Source organism: Variovorax brevis, from assembly GCF_030317105.1.
Taxonomy (GTDB): Bacteria; Pseudomonadota; Gammaproteobacteria; order Burkholderiales; family Burkholderiaceae_C; genus Variovorax; species Variovorax brevis.
The window spans coordinates 361429-377877 of the sequence record NZ_JASZYG010000003.1; the positions used below are offsets into that span (position 1 = coordinate 361429).

Annotated in this window: 17 protein-coding genes; 6 read left to right on the forward strand and 11 right to left on the reverse strand. The window is 65.8% G+C overall.

Annotated elements, in window-relative coordinates; all coding sequences use genetic code 11:
* Positions 1-8: 8 nt before the first annotated feature.
* Positions 9-1274 carry a hydroxysqualene dehydroxylase HpnE gene (gene hpnE / locus QTI66_RS10460; RefSeq protein WP_286559441.1) on the forward strand — a complete coding sequence of 422 codons (1266 nt, stop codon included), beginning with the start codon at positions 9-11 and terminating at the stop codon, positions 1272-1274.
* On the opposite strand, the gene QTI66_RS10465 is transcribed toward hpnE, so the two are convergent.
* The 3 genes from QTI66_RS10465 to QTI66_RS39560 all read right to left on the reverse strand — a co-directional run bounded on the left by QTI66_RS10465 (position 1190) and on the right by QTI66_RS39560 (position 4975).
* Positions 1190-2617: a sigma-54 dependent transcriptional regulator gene (locus QTI66_RS10465; protein WP_286559442.1), complete on the reverse strand. Its 1428-nt coding sequence runs from the start codon at positions 2615-2617 to the stop codon at positions 1190-1192. The two genes, hpnE and QTI66_RS10465, sit on opposite strands and share 85 nt — an antisense overlap.
* Before the next feature lie 22 nt (positions 2618-2639).
* Positions 2640-4010 carry a DUF4200 domain-containing protein gene (locus QTI66_RS10470; RefSeq protein WP_286559443.1) on the reverse strand — a complete coding sequence of 457 codons (1371 nt, stop codon included), beginning with the start codon at positions 4008-4010 and terminating at the stop codon, positions 2640-2642.
* Between the two features lie 587 nt (positions 4011-4597).
* Positions 4598-4975 (reverse strand): hypothetical protein, encoded by a 378-nt coding sequence (locus tag QTI66_RS39560; protein ID WP_353506189.1) that lies wholly within the window; start codon positions 4973-4975, stop codon positions 4598-4600.
* Here QTI66_RS39560 and QTI66_RS10475 point away from each other — a divergent pair.
* From QTI66_RS10475 to QTI66_RS10490, 4 genes are all read left to right on the forward strand, one after another.
* Positions 4965-6188: a hypothetical protein gene (locus QTI66_RS10475; RefSeq protein ID WP_353506190.1), complete on the forward strand. Its 1224-nt coding sequence runs from the start codon at positions 4965-4967 to the stop codon at positions 6186-6188. The genes QTI66_RS39560 and QTI66_RS10475 overlap by 11 nt on opposite strands.
* A 110-nt stretch (positions 6189-6298) precedes the next feature.
* Positions 6299-6676 carry a hypothetical protein gene (locus tag QTI66_RS10480; protein ID WP_286559445.1) on the forward strand — a complete coding sequence of 126 codons (378 nt, stop codon included), beginning with the start codon at positions 6299-6301 and terminating at the stop codon, positions 6674-6676.
* Positions 6677-6685: 9 nt separating this feature from the next.
* Positions 6686-7369 (forward strand): C39 family peptidase, encoded by a 684-nt coding sequence (locus QTI66_RS10485; protein WP_444814981.1) that lies wholly within the window; start codon positions 6686-6688, stop codon positions 7367-7369.
* Positions 7369-7905 carry a hypothetical protein gene (locus tag QTI66_RS10490; RefSeq protein ID WP_286559446.1) on the forward strand — a complete coding sequence of 179 codons (537 nt, stop codon included), beginning with the start codon at positions 7369-7371 and terminating at the stop codon, positions 7903-7905. Before QTI66_RS10485 ends, QTI66_RS10490 begins: the two co-directional genes overlap by 1 nt.
* A 3-nt stretch (positions 7906-7908) precedes the next feature.
* Here QTI66_RS10490 and QTI66_RS10495 read toward each other — a convergent pair whose 3' ends face one another.
* Entirely contained in the window at positions 7909-8631 is a 723-nt protein-coding gene (locus tag QTI66_RS10495) for an HAD family hydrolase (RefSeq protein ID WP_286559447.1), read from the reverse strand.
* A gap of 15 nt (positions 8632-8646) precedes the next feature.
* Between QTI66_RS10495 and hemH the strand changes: the two genes are divergently transcribed.
* A complete protein-coding gene (gene hemH, locus QTI66_RS10500; RefSeq protein ID WP_286559448.1) occupies positions 8647-9693 on the forward strand; it encodes a ferrochelatase in 1047 nt (348 codons plus the stop codon).
* 4 nt (positions 9694-9697) lie between these two features.
* Here the strand turns inward: hemH and QTI66_RS10505 are convergent, their stop codons facing one another.
* The 7 genes from QTI66_RS10505 to QTI66_RS10535 all read right to left on the reverse strand — a co-directional run bounded on the left by QTI66_RS10505 (position 9698) and on the right by QTI66_RS10535 (position 16412).
* A complete protein-coding gene (locus QTI66_RS10505) occupies positions 9698-10204 on the reverse strand; it encodes a DUF1993 domain-containing protein (RefSeq protein ID WP_286559449.1) in 507 nt (168 codons plus the stop codon).
* Positions 10205-10256: 52 nt separating this feature from the next.
* Complete coding sequence (locus tag QTI66_RS10510; protein WP_286559450.1) at positions 10257-11126, reverse strand: alpha/beta fold hydrolase; 870 nt, start codon at positions 11124-11126, stop codon at positions 10257-10259.
* Positions 11127-11161: 35 nt separating this feature from the next.
* Positions 11162-12304, reverse strand: a complete 1143-nt coding sequence (locus QTI66_RS10515; RefSeq protein WP_444814982.1) for an ABC transporter substrate-binding protein — start codon at positions 12302-12304, stop codon at positions 11162-11164.
* Between the two features lie 10 nt (positions 12305-12314).
* Complete coding sequence (locus tag QTI66_RS10520) at positions 12315-13394, reverse strand: branched-chain amino acid ABC transporter permease (protein ID WP_286559451.1); 1080 nt, start codon at positions 13392-13394, stop codon at positions 12315-12317.
* 10 nt (positions 13395-13404) lie between these two features.
* Complete coding sequence (locus tag QTI66_RS10525) at positions 13405-14391, reverse strand: branched-chain amino acid ABC transporter permease (RefSeq protein ID WP_286559452.1); 987 nt, start codon at positions 14389-14391, stop codon at positions 13405-13407.
* Positions 14392-14713: 322 nt separating this feature from the next.
* Complete coding sequence (locus QTI66_RS10530) at positions 14714-15442, reverse strand: ABC transporter ATP-binding protein (RefSeq protein WP_286559453.1); 729 nt, start codon at positions 15440-15442, stop codon at positions 14714-14716.
* A gap of 205 nt (positions 15443-15647) precedes the next feature.
* The gene (locus QTI66_RS10535) at positions 15648-16412 is read right to left on the reverse strand and encodes an ABC transporter ATP-binding protein (protein ID WP_286559454.1); all 765 of its coding nucleotides are present in this window, start codon (positions 16410-16412) and stop codon (positions 15648-15650) included.
* Between the last annotated feature and the right edge of the window lie 37 nt (positions 16413-16449).

Here is a 16449-nt window from a genome sequence, read left to right on the forward strand (position 1 = left end):
CGCTGCACATGAAGCTCGCCATCGTCGGCGCCGGCTGGGCCGGACTGGCGTGCGCCGTGCACGCGACGCGCGCCGGGCAGCAGGTGAGCCTTTTTGAAGCGGCGCGCATGGCCGGCGGCCGCGCAAGGCGCATCGAAGACCACCACGCGCCGGGGCTGGCACTGGACAACGGCCAGCACATCCTCATCGGCGCCTACAGCGCCACCCTGGCGCTGATGCGGGAAGTCGGCGTGGACCCCAGCCAGGCCCTGCTGAGAACGCCGCTGTGCATGCGCTTTGCGGATGGCGGCGGCCTCGCCCTGCCCCGCCTGCCGGCACCGCTCGATCTGGTGGCGGGCATCCTGACGGCGCGCGGCTGGACCTGGCGCGACAAGGCCTCGCTCCTGGGCACCGCGACCCGCTGGCGCCTCGCCGGTTTCCGTTGCGCACCGTCCGTGTCGGTCGCCGACCTGTGCGCCACGCTCACCCCGCGGATCATGGCCGAGCTGATCGAGCCGCTGTGCGTTTCGGCGTTGAACACGTCCGTGCGCCAATCCAGTGGGCAAGTCTTCCTGCGCGTGATGCACGACGCCCTGTTCGCCGAGCGCGGCGGTGCGGACCTGCTGCTGCCGCGCGTGGACCTCGGCGCGCTGCTGCCGGATGCGGCAACGCAATGGCTCGCGCAACGTGGCGCCAGCCTGCACATCGGTACGCGCGTCAACACCATCGAATCGCACGCCGGCGCGTGGCAGGTCAACGGCGAAGCATTCGACCGCGTCGTCCTGGCCTGCGCGCCATGGGATGCGGCTCGCTTGGTCCGCGCTACCGGCGTCGATGCCGGCAACTGGCTCGCATCGACCGAAGCCCTGCGCTACGAAGCCATCGCCACGACCTATGTCACCGGCGCCCGGCGAAGGCTTGCCGCGCCGATGGTGGCGCTGCGATCCGGCCCCGGTGCGCCGGCGCAATTCGTGTTCGACCGCGCGCAACTGGGCGGCCCCGCCGGCCTCCTCGCATTCGTGGTCAGCGCCAATGAAACCCCGCGGGAAGCCCTGCAGCAACAGGTGATCGCGCAGGCGGCTGCCCAACTGGGCGAGCATGCGCTTCAGCCCTTGCAAACCGTCGTTGAAAAGCGCGCCACCTTTGCCTGCACGCCCGGCCTGCGGCGCCCGCCTTCGTCGATCGCGGCCGGCCTGGCCGCGTGCGGCGACTACGTCGACGGTCCGTACCCGGCCACGCTCGAAGGCGCCATCCGCAGCGGCGTGGCCGCGGCGCTCCACCCCGGCGAGGGGTGACGCGGCTCCGTTTCCAGCGCGATGCTGTGCTTGTCCATGAGCCGGTAGAGCGTCATGCGCGACACGCCCAGTTCCCGCGCAGCGTGGGTGATGTTGCGGCCCACGCGGTTGAGCGTGAGGCAGATGACGTCACGTTCCGCCGTCGTGCGCGCCGTGTTCAGCGCCACACCCATCGCGCTGTCGGCCATCGACAGCCCGAGATCGGTGGGCGCGATCAGGCGGCGGTCTGTCATGACGACGGCGCGCTGCACGCGGTTGTACAGCTCGCGCACATTGCCAGGCCAAGTGTGCGCCTGCATGGCTTCCATGGATTGCCGGCTGAAGCCGCGCGCCCGCGTGCGGCTCATGGCGGCGCAGCGCTGGAAGAAATGTTCCGCCAGCACCGGCACGTCTTCCATGCGCCTGCGCAGCGGCAACACGTCGATCGACAGCACATTCAGGCGATAGAACAGGTCTTCGCGGAAGCGCCCCACCGCCACCGCTTCCACCAGGTCCACATGGGAGGCCGCCACCACGCGCACATCGACTTTCATGTTGCGCACGGCGCCGACGCGGATGATGGTCTTCTCCTGCAGGAAGCGCAGCAGATTGGTCTGCAAGTCCAGCGGCAGGTCGCCGATCTCATCGAGAAACAGCGTGCCGCCATTGGCCACCTCGATCAGCCCGCGCCGCTCTGACGACGCCCCGGTAAAGGCGCCGCGCTCATGGCCGAACAATTCCGAATGGATGAGCGAGGGCGCAATGGCGCCGCAGTTCACCACCACGAACGGACCCGACGCGCGCTGCGAGCATTGATGGATGGCGCGGGCCGCCAGTTCCTTGCCGCTGCCGCTCTCGCCGCCCACCAGCACCGGCGCCTCGGTCGATGCCACCTTGCGGATTTCCGCGCGCAGCCGCGCGATGTCGGCACCCTGCCCCACCATGCCCAACGCGTCGAAGGAACGTACATCGGTGCGATGGCGCTGGCGCAACATCGCGCGCTGGCAGGCGTGCTCCAGCATCACCGAAAGGCTTTGCCAATCGACCGGCAGCACCTGCTCGTCGAAGAAGCAATCGAGCACGAGGCTTCGGAAATCGGCGGACTCCAGCGCCTGCGGCTCGCAGATGGCCACCCACTCGGTCGCGCTGGAACCGGACACGAGCGCTTCGATGCTCGCGGCCGACACGGTCAGGGTCGCACCGACGATCAGCAGGCCGACGTGAAAGCTGCCGTGCGCCAGCATGCGGCTGGCGGCGGTCACGGTCTGCGCGTGCGTCACGCCCCAGCCGTGCGCAACCAGTTGCGCGGCCGCTGCGCCGGCGTCGCCATCGAGCGTCAGGCAAAGAATGTTTTGCGATGTCATGCGCGCAGGTTTGCCGGTGCCGTCAGAACGACACGGGCACTCTGACGGTCAAGGTGAGGTCGGGGGTGTCGCGCGTCAGGCCAGCGCCCACTGAGACGTTGACCACTGTCTTTTCGCTGACGCGCAGGGAATAGCCCAGCAGCAATGAAGCCAGCTGCGTACGCACCGAGCCTCGCACGGTCTGGCCGTTCTGCTGCGTGGGGCCCACCGAATAAAGCTCGACGCCCAGACTGAAGGAGGACCGCTCGTTGACCGACAGGCCCATGCCGAAGTTCAGGCCCCACACGTCGCCTGGCTTGATCTTGCCCAGCGACTCGGTCTGGTCGTTGAGCACCTTGCGGGTCACGTCGCTACGCGCAAAGTTGTAGGTGTAGTTGATGCCGCCAAAGAACACCGCCGGGTCAGAGGGAAAGAGCCACGTCAGGCTCGGCTGCAGTGAATAGAAGCCCGAGCCGGTCGCCGCGTCCAGCGGCAGGCCGGTGCCGGTCGTGTTGCCCAGGCAGCGGTTGACGCAGTCGGTCACCACCTCGAACGGGTCCTTGCCGGTGCGCGACTTGAAGCGCAAGCCACCCACCATGTAGGGCCAGTTGTCCTTGGCACTGGCCAATTGATAGCGCGCCGCGAATTCGATGTCACCGATGCCGTTGCCCTTGGTCTGGAAGACGTTGTCGACGGATGCACCGGTGAAGATCTCCCGGCTCACCGTTTCGTCGTCACGGATCACATAGGGAACCTTGGCCTCGAGCTCCAGCTTGCTCGTCACGCCCCAGCGGCCCGTGATCGTGGGAATCAGGGTGTTGCGCTTGACTTCGCGAACGTCGATCAGGCCGATCAGGATGGCTGGAATCACTGTGTAGCCCACCAGCGCCACACGGTCGTTCGACGAATAGCCATACTGGAACGACGGCTCGATCACGAAGCGGCCCTTGGGCGTCAGCACACTCGGCTCGTCGAAGAGTTGGGCGATGGGCGGGGCCTGCTCTTCCTTGCGCGGCGCCACGCCAACCTGCACAGGCCTTTCGCCGTTGCCGTTCCCGTTCTTGCCGTGTCCGTTCCCATTGGTCGGCGGGTTGACACCGGCGCTTGCCGCCGTGGCGCTTCCTGCCTTGGCGCCGGCTGCGGCACCTGCGGCACCCGCTGCGCCGGCCTTGGCCGTTTCGACTTCGGTCGATCCGGGCGCGCGCAACGGCGCCGCCTGTTTGATGGCTTCCTGTTGCTTGGCGAGGTTTTCCTGGAGTTCCTTGTAGCGCGCGTCCTGCTCGGCAAGCTGCTTGCTGAGCATTTCGATCTGCTTGGCCTGGGCGTCGAGTTGCTGTTGCAGCGCATCGACACGACGCGCCGTGCCGCCCCCGTTCGCCGCTGGCGTACGGGTGGTCTGCGTCTGGGCAGTCATGGTCGCGCACGCCAGTGCGCAGCACACGATCGAGACGCGCAACTTGCCGCTGTGAGGTGTCCGCATTGTCTCCCTCTTGTCTCCGACTGACGCTTCTGATTCGAGGAACCTGGAGCGGCAGGGTAATCCTTTCTTACAAAGAGTGGCGAGTGCAAATTGCAAACAAAGGTAAACACTTTTGGGTTGGCGGTCCGGTGTCACACGACTGTGGCACTTCGATTTTTGGTGCCCGGCAAGGGTGCGAATGCAGGCGGGGCTTGCGTCTCGTTGTCCGGGAGTGCGAGCGAAGCCCCTGGATCGACCATGTCGCTGTCACGCGCAAGTGACAGTCACAAGCAGGACATGAAGGGAGGTGTTGCCGCGCGCTGCATGGCTGTCCCCTCTGGTGACGCGGCTATCAAAAAAATGCGCGTCAAGGTGATGTGACAGAAGGAGCGCTTGTCGCACACCCCGAAACCTCCGACGCATCTCCCGTGTGTGAAGCCTTTCATTTTCCCGGGGTGCAGTTCTCCTCTGTGACGAAGTGAATGAACACACAAGTACTACATGCTGGCCCCGAAGTTGCAGAGGGCGTCCGTCGATTTGCGTCATTGCAAGTCGATGGCTTGTTCCTGTTCATTCAACCAACCTGGAGACTTCATGAAAAAGACACTACTAGCTTCGGCAATCGCGTTGGCGTTCGGGTTTGCTGGCGCGGCGTATGCCGCCACTGGTGACCAGGAAAGCGGCGACGGTGGCACGAACACGGCAACAGACTCGAGCACGCGCACGAAGACGGTGACGAATACGGATTCGAGCACGCACTCGAAGGCAGACAGCAGCACGAACAAGGACTCCGGCTCCGCATCGGCTGATGGAGACAAGTCCGCAGCGGTCAACAACTCATCGACTGCCACTTTCAGCAACGCGTTCAATAGCACCAAGGTTTCAGCGATCAGCAAGCTCGATGGCACGGTGACAGGCAACAACATCTCCTACATCGGCAACACGGCCACCAACAACGGCTCGGCAGCCGGCGGCAAGGGCTATGGCGGTACGGGCGGCGTCGGCAAGGGCGGCTCCGCTTCAGGCACGGGCAATGGCGCAGCGGGTGGCCAGGGCAACGGTGCGGTCGGCGCCGAAAGTGGCGGAGCCTCCAACGGCGACGCGACCAATGGCAGCGCCAGGAACGGTAGCGCGACGGCTGGTGACGGCGGCCGCGGGTCGGGTGGCAATTCCAATGGCAGCGCCGACGGTGCCAGGGCAACGGCCAATGGCGCAAAGGGTGGTCTGGCAGCAGCAGCAGCAGGCGGCGGCGATGGCGGAAATGGCGGCAAGGCCAGCGGTGCTGACGGTTCCCGTGGTGGCAGCGGCGGCGATACCGGCAATGCCAATGCCGGACGCACCGGCGGCGGCGGCGATACCGGCAATGCGAACGCCGGACGTACCGGCGGCGGCGGCTCAGCCGGCTTCGCACGTGGCGGCACGGGCGGCGGCAGCGGCGACACCGGCAATGCCAACGGACGCGGCGCAGGCGGCACAGGCGGCACCAACACGACGGGCACCGGCGGCACGGGCGGCGCGGGTGGAACCAACACCGGCGGCGCAGGTGGCACAGGCGGCGCGGGCGGCACGAACACCGCGGGCGCAGGCGGCACGGGTGGCGCAGGCGGAACCAACACCGCTGGCGCTGGTGCGGCTGGCGGCGCAGGTGGAAGCAACACCGGCGGAGCCGGTGCGGCGGGTGGCGCGGGCGGCACGGGTGGCGCAGGCGGCACAGGCGGAGCTGGCGGCACGGCGACGGGCGGCGCAGGCGGAACCCACACGGCCGCTGCAGGAACCGGCGGCGCGGGCGGCACGGCGACCAATGGCAGCGCCACGAACGGCGGCGCCTCCAACGGCAGCAACACCACGGGCGCAGGCGGTGCGGGTGGTAGCGGCACTGGCGGCGCGGGTGGCGCAGGCGCCGGCGGAACCAACACCGGAAACGGTGGAACGGGTGGCGCAGGTGCTGGCGGCACGGGCGGCGCAGGCGGAACGGTCACGGTCGATGCTGGCTTGTTCAACATGTCCAACACGATGACCAGCGTGGGCCAATCGGCTGCCGGCGTCATGCTTGCCAACCAGAACAGCGGTTTCGCATCGCTGATCCAGCAAAGCGTGAACGTTCAGGCCAACCTGACGGTGGGTGGTCCGTAAGCACTGCGGCGCGCAACGAACCGCATTCGCCGCGCGGCCTGCTGAATGGGCAGGCCGTGCGGTGGATGCGTTTTCTCCCAACGAAGCAAACGTTGATGAAACGGATACCCATGAAATCGACGCACGCACTTGCCTGCACTTGCACGGCCATCGCAGCGTTGTGGATCGCGCCCGTCGCCGCCCAGACAGCGGAATCGGGCAGCGGGCCACCACCTGAAACGCTGGCTGTTGCATCCAGCACTGGCGCTTTCGCCAATCCGGTCAGCGAGGACTCGCTCGACACCCTGCGGGGTGGCGCGCAGGTCAGCAACGACATGCAACTCAACGGAACCACCGCCGACAACTCGGCACGCAACGTCAACACGGGAACGAACACGATTGGAACCGGCTCCTTCGCCAACATGAGCGGGCTGCCAGTCGTGATCCAGAACTCGGGCGCCAACGTGCTGATCCAGAACGCGGTGATCCTCAACCTGCAAATGAACTGAGGGCTGCGCATGCGCCGTCTGATGCTTTGTCTCGCGCTCCTTGCGTCGGCCACTTCGATGCCGGCGCAAATGGCCTACCTGCCGGGCATCGGAGGGGGCGGCGACGTCACCCTGCCGCTGACGAGCATGAAGGGCGCGCGCACGCGCACCACCCTCATCCAGAAATACGACTTCAGCTGCGGCTCGGCCGCGGTGGCGACCTTGCTCACGCACCACTACGACTTCCCGGTCACCGAAGCAACGGTGTTCCAGGAGATGTACGAGACGGGCGACCAGCAAAAAATCCACCGGGAGGGCTTTTCGCTGCTGGACATGAAGCGCTTTCTCGACGCCCGCGGCTTCGTGGCCGACGGTTTCGAGCAGCCGCTGGACAAACTGCGCGAGGCGCGTGTGCCCGCCATCGTGCTGATCAACGAAAACGGATATCACCACTTTGTCGTGGTCAAGGGCGTGGAGGACGAGCGCGTTCTCATCGGCGATCCGGCGCAAGGCACCCGCGTGATGCCGCGCCACATCTTCGAGTCCAAATGGAAGAACGGCCTGCTCTTCGTCATCCACAACCGCATGGACATCGCGAAATTCAACGTGGCGTCGGAATGGCGCGTCACGCCCCGCTCGCCGCTGGATACGGGCATCAGTCGCGGCAGCATGAGCGACATCACGATGCCGCGCATGGGCCCCGGAGAGTTCTGATGCGAAAAAGCACGCGTTCGCTCGCACGCCTTGGCCTGAAGCTGCTGCTGCCTGCGCTCGCATGCCTGGCTGCCATGCCCATGCATGCAGGCGATCCGGACAAGCCCTTGCAACGCAAGGACGAAACCTGGATGGCGGTGAGCGACGAGACTCTGGACGAGGAGCGCGGTGGCTTCGACCTCGGCGGCGGCCTGATGGTGAACTTCGGCATCACGCGTGCCGTGCTGCTCAACGGCGTCCTCGTGGCGGAGACATCGATCAATCTCGGCTCGGTGACGGCGCTGACGCCGGCCCAGAGCACCGAGTTCAATCGGCAGCTCGCCGCGCTGAACCTGATCCAGATCGGCACCGGCAACATCGTCGAGCCGGGCAGCGGCGCCCTGGGGGGCACCATCGTTCAGAACACGCTCAACAACCAGCACATCCAGAACCAGACCGTCATCAACGCCGCGACCAATTCGATGGGGCTGATGAAGGAGCTGAACACGCAGAGCGCGATCAGCGACGCGATCAACCGCTCAGTGGGCGGGCGTTGAGCTTTATCGGGTGTCGAGCGCCACGCACAGCGCGTGCAGGTTCGGCACGATCAGTTGCGGGCGCGCGTCGTGTTCCCACGGCCGTTCGTCGCGCACCAGCCATGCGGCCTGCATGCCGGCATTGAGCGCGCCCACGACGTCCAGCGCTGCGTCGTCGCCCACGTGCAGCACGTCCTTGGGCAACAGGCCCACGGAGGCCGCCGCGGCCCGGAAGATGGGCGCATGCGGCTTGCCGCTGCCGAACTCGCGCGCACTGAACGCGGAGCGAAACCAGCGGCCCACGCCCGTGCGGTGAACGTCAGCATTGCCATTGGAAATGGCCACCAGCGGATAGCGTTCGCTCAGCCATTGCAGTGCAGGCAGAGCGTCGTCGTACAGCGTGACGCGCTGGCGCTCGGCAAAGAAGGCGTCGAATGCAGGATCGGCCAGGGCTGGGTCTTCACCGGCACGCTTGAGCGCCGTGCGGATCGATTCGCGCCGCAGCGCGCTCAGGTCGTGTGCGAGGTCGGAGCGTTCCTTTTCGGTGGCTTCGCGCAGTTCGCGCAGCACGCCGGGCGTGACCAGCAGTGACGCCGTGCGCGGCGCTTCGCGCACCAGCCATTCGTGCAGCACCCGCTCGGCGCGTTCGATGGTGGGCCAGATCGGCCAGAGGGTGTCGTCCAGATCGAGCGTGATGGCGGCGATGCGCTCCACGTCGAGCAGGGCCGGCGAGGCTTTCAGGGTCATGCCCCAGAATATCGCATGCCCTTTCGCCCTGAACCGCCTGTTGTTTCAAACCCCTCCCCCTCGACAACTGCGATACGGACAGCCGTCCTGTGGTGCAACCTCGGCTCGCCGGATGAACCGACGGCGCAGGCCGTGCGGCCTTACCTGGCGGACTTCCTGGGCGATCCGCGGGTGGTTGAAATTCCCAAGGCCGTCTGGGCGCTGATCCTGCACGGCGTCATCCTGCGCACACGCCCGGCCAAGTCGGCCGCCAAATACGCCAGCATCTGGACGGCTGAAGGCTCGCCCCTGAAGGTCTGGACCGCCAAACAGGCCGTGATGCTGCGCGGCTGGCTGGGCGAGCGCGGGCACCGCGTGACGGTGCGCGACGCGATGCGCTACGGCAAGCCCTCGATTGCGTCGCAGCTCGACGCGCTGAAGGCGGAAGGCATCGAGCGGGTGCTGGTGCTGCAGGCTTATCCGCAATATTCCGGAACGACCACGGCGAGCGTGATCGACGCGGTCAGCGCTTGGACCCGCAGCATCCGGCGGTTGCCCGAACTGCGCTTCGTCAACCAGTACCACGACGACCCGGCCTACATCGACGCGCTGGCCCAACGCACCGAGCGCTACTGGCAAGCCAACGGGCGCGCGCCAATGCTGGTGATGAGCTTTCACGGCGTGCCGGAGCGCACCGCCAAGCTGGGCGACCCCTATCAGGCGCAGTGCCTGGAAACCGCGCGCCTGCTGGCGCAGCGCCTGCAACTCGGCGAGACGCAATATCGCGTGACCTTCCAGTCGCGCTTCGGCAAGGCCAAATGGCTGGAGCCCTACACCGAGCCCACCTTGCGCGAACTGGGCGTCAAAGGCGTCGCGCGCGTCGATGTGATGTGCCCCGGCTTCACCAGCGACTGCCTCGAAACACTGGAAGAAATCGCGATGGAAGGCCGCGAGGCCTATCTGCAGTCAGGCGGCAAGGTTTTTCACTACATCCCCTGCCTGAACGACGACCCCGCGTGGATCGGCGCAATGGCCGACATTGCCGAACGGCATCTCGCCGGCTGGCCGACCCGCGCGGCGTGAAGGCTCAATACCGGCCGAGGTAGTCGAGCTTGCCGACCGGCACGCCGTTGTTGCGCAGGATGTCGTACGCCGTGGTGACGTGAAAGAAGAAGTTCGGCAGCGCAAAGTGCAGCAGGTACTGCTGGCCGGTGAAAGTCAGTTCGTTGCCGCGGACCTTCATCTTGATTTCGCGCTGTTCGCTGCCGTCGATCTTGCTGCGGTCGACGCTCAACGCAAAGTCGCGCGTCTTCTCGATGCGTGCCAGCAGTTCGTCGAAAGTGGTCTCGGTGTCCGGAAAGCTCGGCGTCTCGATGCCTGCGAGGCGGGCCATCGCGCCCTTGACGGCGTCGCTGGCAATCTGGACCTGACCCGTGAGCGGGATCATGTCTGGCGCCAGCCGGGCGGCCAGCAAAGTGGCCAAGTCCACGTCGTTCGCTTTGGCATGCGCGACGCCCTTGGACAGCACATGCGCCAACTGGCCCAACCCGCGCGTGAACACGGGAACCGAAACTTCATACATCGACAAGGCCATCAGCGGCTCCTCATTGGAATAAAAGCAGCCGGCATTGTCATGCTTGCAGGAATTACTCGCTGGCGGCGATGAAGGCGGCCACCGCTTCGAGTTGCGAAGGCACGTTCAGCGCTGGTGCGTGGCCGCAGTCGGGCACCTCGATGGTCTTGAGCTGTCCGCGTGCGCCCGGTCCGCGATGCTGCATCTCGACGATCGTCTCGCGCAGCACCAGGTCCGAATGCTCGCCGCGCAAACTCAGCACCGGCACCTCGATGGCGTCATAGTGCGACCACACGAGGTAATCGTCGGGATGGCAGATGAACTGCCGCACCATGGCCGGGTCGTAATGCGGCGTCACCCGCCCATCGGGCAAGCGGCGCGTCGACGTCTCGGTGAGGCGACGCCATTGCGCGTCGCTGAGCCAGCCGTAGGGCGCATAGACCTGGCGAAAGAAGGCCTCCAGCTCGACCACCGTGTCGAAGGCCGGCGGATTGCCGGCATAGGAGCGGATGCGCGCGATGGCGGTGTCGGCCACTTGCGGCGCGGTGTCGTTGATCGTCAGGCTGATGATGCGGTCCTTCATGCGCGGCTCGAACAGCCCCGACGCGCACACCATGCCGATCGCGCCGCCCATCGAAGTGCCCACCCAGTGCGCGCGCTCGATGCCCAACTGGTCGCACAGTTCGGCGGCGATTCGCGCATAGAAGGACAACTGGTATTCGTCGTCGGGCGCCGGGCTCCACTGGCTCAGCCCGCGCCCGATCGTGTCGGGGCAGATCACGCGGTAGCCGCGCCCCACGAGATCCTCGGCCAGTTCATCCATGTCGCGACCGGTGCGCGCGAGCCCGTGCCACGCGATCACGGTGCGCCCGTGTTGCGCGCCCCACTCGACATAGTGGATCTCGCGGTTTGCGCAAGTGATGTAGTGCGATGTGAATGACATGGCCTTGGCCCTCTCTGTTTGTTGAACCGCGCCGGCTACTTCAGCAGCTTGCCGCTGGCGCCGATCACGGTGACTTCCACATATTGCGAGCCGACGCGGTTCGCAGGCGAATAGCTGACGAAGACGCCGCCCAGGTCGAAGTTGCTCATCGATTCGAGCGCCTTCACCACCTTCGTGCGCGTCGGCGCGGGCCCTGCCCGCCGCAACGCTTCCACGAGCACCTTCGCGCCCAGGAATTCCTCGAAGCTCGTGTAGTTCGGCGACTGGTCGGGCGCGTACTTCTTGAGCAGCGCGTGGTATTCGCGGATCACCGCCAGGTTGGGCTGGTACGGGTACGGCACCACCTGGCTGATGCCCAAGCCCCGCGCGTTGTTCAGGCCCGCCATCTTCACCAGTTCGGCCGGATCGACGACCGAGATGTTGTAAAGCTGCGCCGCACCGCCCGCCTCGCGATAGCGCTTCACGAAGGCTGCGGTCGGCTTGTTGATCGAGATCATGATCACGGCCTGCGCGTCCGATGCCTTGATCTTCTGCACGGCCTCGTCGACCTTGTCGGTGTTGCGCTCGTAGCCTGCGGCCACGGCGAGCTTCAGGCCTCGCTTGACGAGCGCCGCGTTGACCCCCTCGAGGCCGGCCTTGCCAAAGGCGTCATCCTGGTACATCACGGCGATGCGCTTGACGCCCAGCGTGGTGACCTGCTGCACCATGTGCTCGGCCTCGTCCGCATAACCTGCGCGCACGTGGAAGATCCACGGGTTGAAGGGGCTGCGCAAGGGCTCGCCGCCGGTATAGGGCGCCACCAGCGGCGCGCCGCCACGCTCGAGCACGCCGTCGCTCAGCAGCCTGGAAACGTTGGCCGTTCCGGCAAAGCCGAACAGCGCGACAACCTCTGGCTTGCCAAGCAGCTCACGCGTGAGGCGAACCGTCTCGTCGACCTTGTAGCCGTCATCCACCACCAATTGCCGGATACGAGCGCCGTTCACCCCGCCCTGGTCGTTGACCCAGTCGAAGTAGATGCGACCACCCAGCACCATCTGCTCACCGGTGCTCGCCAGCACACCCGACAGCGGCGCCACCTGTCCCACCACGACCTCGGCCGCGTGTGCGCCAGCGACCATCGTTCCCAAACCCACCAACGCGGCCAATGCGGGCGCGCTCCATGCTCTCCAGGCTTTCATGCCTTGTCTCCTACTCTTGTTGTGCTCCCTGCGCTTTTGCGGTGCGAAGCTTTCCCACTACGCCGGCGGGAAAGTAATAAACGGAGAGCACGAAGAGAACGCCGAGCCACAGGAGCCAACGATCCGGTGAAAGAACGGCTGCAAGCCATGGCAGCCCCGCAGCGCCTTCATTGGCGATGCGCAGCAGATCCTGCAAGTAGCTTTGCGCGATGACGAAGATCGCCGCGCCGATCACCGCGCCATAGATCGTTCCCATGCCGCCGATCACGACGATGAGCAGCACGTCGACCATGATCTCGAAGGACAGCGACGTATCCGGCCCGTTGTAGCGAAGCCAGATCGCCAGCATCGCGCCAGCCAGCGTAGCGAACAAGGCCGAAAGAATCGAGGAGATCGTTCGGTACACCACCACGCGGTAGCCGATGGCTTCCGCACGGAACTCGTTCTCGCGGATGGCCTGCAGCACCCGGCCAAAGGGCGAGTTGACGATGCGCAGCAACGCCAGCACCAGCAACAGCGCCACGACGAACAGCAGGTAGTAGCACAGCAGACGGCCGTCCAGCGACACGCCCAGAAAGGGTTCTTCCGCGAACTCGAAGCTCGGCGAAATGATCTCGGGCAGCTTGAAGGTCAGCCCGTCTTCACCGCCGGTGAATGCGGACAACTGCGAGGCCAGCGTCTGGAAAGCGGAAGCCACCGCCAGCGTGATCATCGCGAAGAAGATCGCCCGAACCCGCAGCGAGAAGAGGCCAATGGCAAAGGACAGCACCAGCGACACCACGAGCGATGCCGCCAGTCCCACCAGCACCGCGCCCCAGTTTGCGCCGAGGCGCGATGCAGAGATCGCAATGCCATACGCGCCGATGCCAAAGAACATGGTGTGCGCAAAGCTCACGATCCCGGTGTAGCCCAGCAACAGGTCAAAGCCCGCCACCAGCACGATGAAGACCAGGATCTTCGCCGCCACGCTCAGCGCCTTGACGCCCGGAAAGATGAAGGGTGCAAAGGCCAGCCCCAGCACGACGACCAGCAGCAGCACCGCCAGCACGCGGCTGCGTGGCAGGTCGTTGGAAAGAAGTCTTTTCAGCATGTTGTGCGCCTCATCGACTGCTTGCCACGGGGTAGACGCCTTGCGGGCGCCACAAGAGCACCGCGACCATGAGCGCGATGGTGGAAAACTGCGTGGCCGCCGGCAGCAGGAAGCCAACGTAGTTGTTCATCAAGCCCACCAGCAGCGCGCCGATGAGCGCGCCCGTCGTCGAGCCCAGCCCGCCGATGATGATCACGATGAAGATGAGCACGTTGACCTGCGCGCCCATTTGCGGGATGAGGTTCTGCTGGAACATGCCCCACATCACCCCGCCCAGCCCCGCCAGCGCGCTGCCGACCACGAAGATGCCGACGAAGAGGCGCCCGATGCGATAGCCGAGCGACTCGACCATCTCGCGGTCCTGCACGCCGGCGCGAATCAGGAGGCCGATCTTGGTGCGGCTCAAGGTCCACGCGAGCAGGCTGAACACCACGATGCCCACGGCCACCGCGAGCAATCGGTATTTGCTGATGGCCGCATCGGCCACGAACACGGAACCGCGCAACGCGTCAGGCAACGGAAGCGGAAGCTGCGCCGGGCCCCAGATCACCTTGATGATCTCCTCGCCGATGATCATGCCGCCCATCGTGATGAGGATCTGCTTCAAGTGCTGGCCGTACACCGGACGAACGATGAAGCGCTCGAAGGCGAGGCCGACGGCGCCAGCCACCGCCATGGCAACGAGCATCGCGGGGAACACCGCGACGAGGTTGCGCCAAAGCTCTTGCGAACCGGTCCAGTCGCCCATGAGACCGAGCACGCTGCTGGCCACGAATGCACCGAGCGCAATGAAGACGCCGTGACCGAAGTTCAGCACGTCCATGAGCCCGAAGACCAACGTGAGCCCCGAAGCGATGACGAAGATGATCATGCCCATCGCCAAACCGGCGACGGTGAGCGTGAGCCATGTCGAGAACGAGCCGGTGAGCGGCAACGCCAGCAGCGCCAGCACAGGCGCCAACACCAGCGGCCTCCAATCAATGTCCATCCCTCTCATGCCCTACCCCTTTCTTGCCCCCTCTCCCTCCGGGAGAGGGTTGGGGTGAGGGCTCCGGGCCTTTGATGAAACGAGGCGATGGACAGGTCCAGTGCCCTCACCCTGGCCCTCTCCCGGAGGGAGAGGGGACAAAGTCCAACTGCCCGGTGTTGCTCCCTCTCCCTCCGGGAGAGGGTTGGGGTGAGGGCTCCGGGCCTGCGATGAAGCGAGGCGATGGACAGGTCCGGTGCCCTCACCCTGGCCCTCTCCCGGAGGGAGAGGGGACAAGATCCGAGCGAACAAGACACGCAGCTCTCCCGCCAAGAGAGGGAGTAACTCGAATTCATAGTGCCAACCCCAGCAGCGACTGCTGCAACTGCGCGTCCTGCGAAAACGCCGCCATGCTTCCCGCATGCACGACGCGCCCGTTGTCCATCACCGCCACGCTGTCCCCCAGCCGCTGCGCGAAGCTGATGTTCTGCTCCACCAAGAGGATCGTCACGCCACTGCGCTTCAGCTCGCCAAACGCATCGATCATGTTGTTGATGATGGCCGGCGCAAGCCCCTTGCTCGGCTCGTCGACGATGAGCAGTTCGCGTGGCTCCACGATCGCGCGCGAGACGGCCAGCATCTGCTTTTGCCCGCCGGAGAGCTTGCCCGCCGGATGGTTCCAGAACTTCTCCACCGCGGGAAACAGCTTGAAGATCCAGGCCAGGCGCTTGTCGTCCATGTCCTGCGCGCGCTTGGCGCCGCGCGCGGCCAGCAGCATGTTTTCCTTGACCGTGAGGTCAGAGAAGATGCCCATGTTTTCTGGCACGTAGGCGATGCCCATGTCGGCGATCTCCGGCGTCTTCTTCGCGGTGATGTCGGCTGCGCCGAACTGCACCTTGCCCTGCGATGCGTGCCACAGGCCCATGATCGTGCGCAGCGTCGTGGTCTTGCCCGCGCCGTTGCGCCCGAGCAGCATGGTGAGCTGGCCCTTCGGCACGGCGAGGTCGACACCGTGAAGGATGTGGTACGCGCCGATGTGCGTGTGCACGCCCTGGAGGGTCAGCAAGTTTTCGACGCTCATCGGTCTTCCTTCCCGTTTCGGGGCTGAGGCCCGCGGCTCCAGATCCGCCAGTGCGGATCTGGACAGGTTGAAGAGCCGCAGCCTCTGGCGGCGAGCACGGAGGGTGGGATGGGGGCGCTGGCGCTGGCACCAACACCTAAGCTGGCGCGCTTGCTTGCCCCCACCCCGGCCCTCCCCCGGGAGGGGAGGGAGGAATACAACAGACTCATGCGGGCTCCTTCGCGATGCCCAGATAGGCCTCCTGCACCACCGGCGACGCAATCACCTCCGACGGCTCGCCATCGGCCACCAGCGTCCCGTTGTGCAGCACGATGATCCGGTCCGCCAGTTCACGCACCACGTCCATCTTGTGTTCGACCAGCAGGATGGTCTTGCTCTTGTCCTGCTTCAGTTGCCGGATGAGGTCGAGGATGACGGGCGCCTCCGCCGCGTTCATGCCGGCCGTCGGTTCGTCGAACATGAACACCTTCGATTCAAGCGCCATCAGCAGCGCCACTTCCAGCTTGCGCTGGTCACCGTGCGGCAGACTGGCCACCGTGGCGTTCTCGCGGTGCCGCAACGCCACCGCACCCAGGATCTCATCCGCGCGCGCCGTCAGGACGTGATGGTCGCTCCAGATGCTCCACAGGTTGAGGCCGCGCCGGTGCGCACCTTCGCGCGTGGCCTGCACCGCCAGACGCACGTTCTCCAGCACCGTGAGGTTGGGAAACAGGTTGGTCAGCTGGAAGGCACGACCCAGCCCCGCACGCGTGCGCGCCGAAGCGGGCATGCCCGAAAGCGGCTTGCCGTCGAGCCACACCGATCCCGATGTCGCCTTGAGCTGCCCCGAAATGAGGTTGAAGTAGGTCGTCTTGCCGGCGCCGTTCGGGCCGACGATGGCCGTCAATGTGCCCGGCGCGAATGCGCACGAGACAGCATTCACCGCCACGTGGCCACCGAAGCGGATCGTCAGTTCTTTGGTTTCAAGCATGGGGATTCAATGGATCCCTCGCTTCCGCAGACGCGAG

Excerpts from the sequence above, each read along its gene's own strand:
- hemH (WP_286559448.1), top strand. The coding sequence starts at position 8,647 with ATGCCCTTTCGCCCTGAACCGCCTGTTGTTTCAAACCCCTCCCCCTCG.
- QTI66_RS10505 (WP_286559449.1), bottom strand. The coding sequence starts at position 10,204 with ATGGCCTTGTCGATGTATGAAGTTTCGGTTCCCGTGTTCACGCGCGGG.
- QTI66_RS10535 (WP_286559454.1), bottom strand. The coding sequence starts at position 16,412 with ATGCTTGAAACCAAAGAACTGACGATCCGCTTCGGTGGCCACGTGGCG.
- QTI66_RS10520 (WP_286559451.1), bottom strand. The coding sequence starts at position 13,394 with ATGCTGAAAAGACTTCTTTCCAACGACCTGCCACGCAGCCGCGTGCTG.
- QTI66_RS10495 (WP_286559447.1), bottom strand. The coding sequence starts at position 8,631 with ATGACCCTGAAAGCCTCGCCGGCCCTGCTCGACGTGGAGCGCATCGCC.
- hpnE (WP_286559441.1), top strand. The coding sequence starts at position 9 with ATGAAGCTCGCCATCGTCGGCGCCGGCTGGGCCGGACTGGCGTGCGCC.
- QTI66_RS10470 (WP_286559443.1), bottom strand. The coding sequence starts at position 4,010 with ATGACTGCCCAGACGCAGACCACCCGTACGCCAGCGGCGAACGGGGGC.
- QTI66_RS10530 (WP_286559453.1), bottom strand. The coding sequence starts at position 15,442 with ATGAGCGTCGAAAACTTGCTGACCCTCCAGGGCGTGCACACGCACATC.
- QTI66_RS10480 (WP_286559445.1), top strand. The coding sequence starts at position 6,299 with ATGAAATCGACGCACGCACTTGCCTGCACTTGCACGGCCATCGCAGCG.
- QTI66_RS10525 (WP_286559452.1), bottom strand. The coding sequence starts at position 14,391 with ATGAGAGGGATGGACATTGATTGGAGGCCGCTGGTGTTGGCGCCTGTG.
- QTI66_RS10490 (WP_286559446.1), top strand. The coding sequence starts at position 7,369 with ATGCGAAAAAGCACGCGTTCGCTCGCACGCCTTGGCCTGAAGCTGCTG.
- QTI66_RS10515 (WP_444814982.1), bottom strand. The coding sequence starts at position 12,304 with ATGAAAGCCTGGAGAGCATGGAGCGCGCCCGCATTGGCCGCGTTGGTG.
- QTI66_RS10465 (WP_286559442.1), bottom strand. The coding sequence starts at position 2,617 with ATGACATCGCAAAACATTCTTTGCCTGACGCTCGATGGCGACGCCGGC.
- QTI66_RS10485 (WP_444814981.1), top strand. The coding sequence starts at position 6,686 with ATGCGCCGTCTGATGCTTTGTCTCGCGCTCCTTGCGTCGGCCACTTCG.
- QTI66_RS10510 (WP_286559450.1), bottom strand. The coding sequence starts at position 11,126 with ATGTCATTCACATCGCACTACATCACTTGCGCAAACCGCGAGATCCAC.